Source organism: bacterium (assembly GCA_035371905.1).
In the GTDB taxonomy this organism is placed as follows: Bacteria; Ratteibacteria; UBA8468; order B48-G9; family JAFGKM01; genus JAMWDI01.
This window is the reverse complement of sequence record DAORXQ010000129.1, coordinates 1-3,998: the sequence shown is the minus strand read 5'-3', so window position 1 is coordinate 3,998 and position 3,998 is coordinate 1. Positions and strand designations below refer to the sequence as shown.

Below are 3,998 nucleotides of genomic sequence, written 5' to 3'. Positions count from 1 at the left end.
TCAATTAAAAACTCTTCTGGTTTTCTTCCCGCTTTTCTGAAAATACTCTCACATATTTCTTTACCGCTTTGTGAAAATTTTAAAACATAAGGGAATACAAATTTTCCAATAATCTCTTTAATTTTATTCTCATCTCCTATACAATCAATAATTTTAAAATATCCATCTGAATAGATAGTTTTCTCTATATGTCTTTCATAAAAATGAACAAGTGCCTTTGCCATTTCAAGAAGATGAAGTGAAACTGCTATATGTCCTCTTACTTTTTTGAAATCAGAAATTTCAATTTCATAAACTGTATTTTTTATATAGGTATCATAAAGTGACTCAAGTTGTCCAAATAAAGACCTGAATTTTTCAATTGATTCTTCTTTTAATAAATCACCCTGTTTATAACACAGAGATAGATTAAATTCTTCGGAGGTATTTAAAAATTTTATAAGAATTTCAAAAACTCTTTCTTCTTTTTCTTCTGCTATCCCCTCATCTATATCCGATGGTAAAATTTTTCTCTGTAGTTGTGGAAAAAGTTTTTCTGAATAAACCTCTACCTCATTTATTTTTAATCCAATCAACTCACATTCTTCAAAGAATTTAATGGATATTTTCCTTATAATTTTATAAATATATATCAAATTTTTTTTCAGGTCTTTTCTGAATTCCTGATATTCTTTTGGAGTTACCGAAAGTTTATAGTGTTTTGTTCTTGTATAAAGATGAAGTCCATGAAATAGAGAAAAATTGAACCATCTTATAGCAGCGACCATTTCCCTAAGAGTAAAAAATTTTTTATTATGATTTGCTCCAAATTCGTCAAGAAACGTTTCAATTTCGTCTGCTTCTTTCATCAGAGCAAAACTTAATTCTCTTAGAGGAAGTGAAGATTTTGTATTGAATTGATGCAGAATTTTCAAAAGATTTTTAATAGCATTCTGTAACTGTGGCAAAAATTCATTCCTTATTTCTTCTTCGTCCATAACTTTAATTAAAGAAGTTGATTTGTAGTTTTTCATTTAAATCCCCTTTTTAATTTCTATTCTCTTAATATTATACCTTTTTTTATCTTTTATAAAAAGTTTTGCCATATTCAACAAATGTTTCAGCCATTGCCTTAATTTTTTCTTCTGTATGTTTTATTGCAAGAGGAGCAGGATACCATTTTGCAATAAATCCACCGTTAAATTTCCCGAAATAATCAATAAGTTTTTTAGCATATTTTTTAACATCTTCAACAGTTCCTTTAATCATAGTGTTTTGAATATCAACAGGACACCAGAAACAGAGCCGACCACCAAATCTTTCACTTAAATACTCAACTCCCATATTTTCCTGCTGATCCATCTGTATAACATTCAAATTACTTTCTATTAATCCATCAAGAATATCTACTATATAACCACAACTATGCAGAAAAGTTAAAATTCCTTTATTTCTTGCAAATGTATAAACCTTTTTATACTTTTCCTTCCATACTTTATACCATATCACAGGCTTTACCATCAATCTATCCTGAAATCCCCAGTCATCAGCAGAACATATTCCATCTACTCCTAATTCAGAAAATCTTTCTATACATACCATCGCAATTTCACATAATTTATCAAGGAGTTTATCAAGTTGTTCAGGATATAAATAAGGGTCTGTCCACGCTTCATTATGTCCTCTTAAATATTCAAGCCGGTGAATTAAACTAAAAGGTATATGAGCAAGAACAAATTTTTCCTCTTTATTTTCTTCTATCTTTTTTCTAGCACTTTCATACCTTACCTTTTTTTCATAATTTGGAAATTTTACCTTTGACCAGTCAGAATAATCAGAAAGAGGATGAAATTTAACCTGTCCCATGGTGACATCTCCTGACAATCTTTCCCATATACATCCAAACTCATCCTCCCATTTTGTCTCTGTTTGAACAGAAGGTTTCCAGTCAGGGTCAGAGTCAGGTCCAACATGTAAAAAATCACTTCCATAGGGCTCTGGTAAATCATAAGGTATTCTTTCAGGTCCCTGAAATAATACAGCCCTTTTAACTATTTCTCTTGGAGTCATTTACCCTCCCTGTATTGATAGGGTGGAATTATTATTTTCTTTAAAAAAACTTCACTTTCTCTATAAAATTTGGAAATTGTTAATTTTTGTAAATTTTCTATTTCTATTTCCCTTGCTTTATAAAAAGATATTATTTTATCAATCCCATACGGTTTAACTCTTCCTTCTTTTAAATATTCAATTAAAACCTTATATCTTTCTCTCTCAACAGTTTCTTCATTTAATGGTATTTCTATCTTTTTATATTTTAAACTTATTGCTTCCCATAAACCTGCATCATCAAGAAAATTTTCTCTTTTGATAAAACCTTTTTTTATAAAATCATCTATGTAAATTTTTTTTTCATTTAATTTTTTATTCAAATAGTTTTGAATATTGGCAAAGTCAATTTCAATCTTTATATAATTTCGTGTAAACTCTGATATTTCATTGGCGATACAATAAATTTTTTCAAAATAACTATTTTTAAGAGAAATAAGTTTTTCTTCCAAAGAAATTTTACTTTTACATATAGCAAAACCCTCTTGTAAAACTTCTGGAATTTTTGAAAAATCATTTTTTTCAAATGCATATTTAAGAATATAAAAATTCAAAATTCCATAAGGAGAAAAATCATCTTTGTTTTCAACAAGAAGTGAAAGATTATAATAATCATACTTCAAAAGAAAAAAAATAATAATTTTTTCATCATTGATTTTGTTAATTTCTTCAATAAGTTTCAATCTTTCATTTTCAAAAATTTTAAATATTTCATCTGTACTTGATAAATTAGATGGGATTTTAAAAAATGAACCTTCAAGAATATTTACAAATTCTTCAAATGTCTTACTTTCAACAATTTTTTTTAACTTCTCTCCATCAATAAATTTTTTCTCAAGTGAATTTATCTTACCACTTAAAAAATATATGTCTAACATATTATTTCCTTCAGTTTTTTAAAATCTTTTTTCATTATTTCAAATTTTTCCGGATTATATATTGCAAAAGCAGGATGAAAAACAGGTAAAATTTTTCTATTTTCAGTTTCTATAATTTTCCCGTGTAAATTACTAATTACAGGGTTTTTTATTTTAAAGTACCTTTCAGAAACAAAATTTAAAGAAATCCTTCCAAGACAGACAATAATCTCAGGATTTATTATTTCTATCTGCCTTTCAAGATAAAAACCACATTTTTCTATTTCTTCTTTTTTTGGCTGTCTATTTTTAGGTGGTCTGCATTTTAAAACGCTTGTTATGTAAACATCTTTTCTTTTCAAAGAAATATAATTGAAAAGTTTATCAAGAATTTCTCCTGCTCTACCACAAAAAGGAATACCTGTTTCATCCTCATTTTTTCCAGGACTTTCTCCAATAAAAAAAATTTTTGAGTTTATATTTCCGGAACCAAAAACAACTTTCTTCCTGTGTTTATATAATTCACATTTTTTACATTTCTTTGCCAGAACTTCAAGTTTATTCATTTCTTCTATTTTATTCATTAAAGATAATTTTACTTGCCTCCTCTTTGATAAATCCCTCAAAAATATTTTTCAAACTTTCCCACGAAAATTCAATTTCCCAGGATTTGCTTTTTATTCTGAATGAATTTTTAAGATTTTTGTCATTTATAACTTTATAATTTAAATTAATTTTTTTCCCTTCGGGTATAAAAATTTCAATATCTTTTTCTTTTAAATTGCTTAAAACCTTTTTAATAACCTCTTCCATATTTTCATTTAAAAACATATTAAACTTCTCTCCAACTTTTTCAATCACCTCATCAATCAATTTATTTTTAATTGAAAGAACCTCTTTTTCTTTTTCAATCTTAAAATTTATAATCTCTCTTTCAATCTCTGAATCAATCTTTTTCTCTTCAATTTTAAGTTTTTCTTCAAATTCCCTTTCTAACTTCTCTTTTTCAATCGCAAGTTTTTCTTCAAATTCTTTTTTCCCATTTTCTATAAT

5 protein-coding genes are annotated in these 3,998 nt (G+C 26.9%); all 5 read right to left on the bottom strand.

The window, feature by feature from the left end:
* Positions 1-1,013 (bottom strand): hypothetical protein (locus tag PKV21_09425; protein HOM27705.1); only part of this gene is annotated, 1,013 nt, incomplete at its 3' end.
* A 46-nt stretch (positions 1,014-1,059) separates the two neighbouring features.
* Entirely contained in the window at positions 1,060-2,049 is a 990-nt protein-coding gene (locus tag PKV21_09420) for a uroporphyrinogen decarboxylase family protein (protein HOM27704.1), read from the bottom strand.
* Positions 2,046-2,966: a V-type ATPase subunit gene (locus PKV21_09415; protein ID HOM27703.1), complete on the bottom strand. Its 921-nt coding sequence runs from the start codon at positions 2,964-2,966 to the stop codon at positions 2,046-2,048. The genes PKV21_09420 and PKV21_09415 overlap by 4 nt, the downstream gene beginning before the upstream one ends.
* Positions 2,960-3,529 carry a uracil-DNA glycosylase gene (locus PKV21_09410; GenBank protein HOM27702.1) on the bottom strand — a complete coding sequence of 190 codons (570 nt, stop codon included), beginning with the start codon at positions 3,527-3,529 and terminating at the stop codon, positions 2,960-2,962. The genes PKV21_09415 and PKV21_09410 overlap by 7 nt, the downstream gene beginning before the upstream one ends.
* On the bottom strand, positions 3,522-3,998 hold a 477-nt coding region (locus tag PKV21_09405), incomplete at its 5' end, for a hypothetical protein (protein HOM27701.1). The genes PKV21_09405 and PKV21_09410, both read right to left, overlap by 8 nt.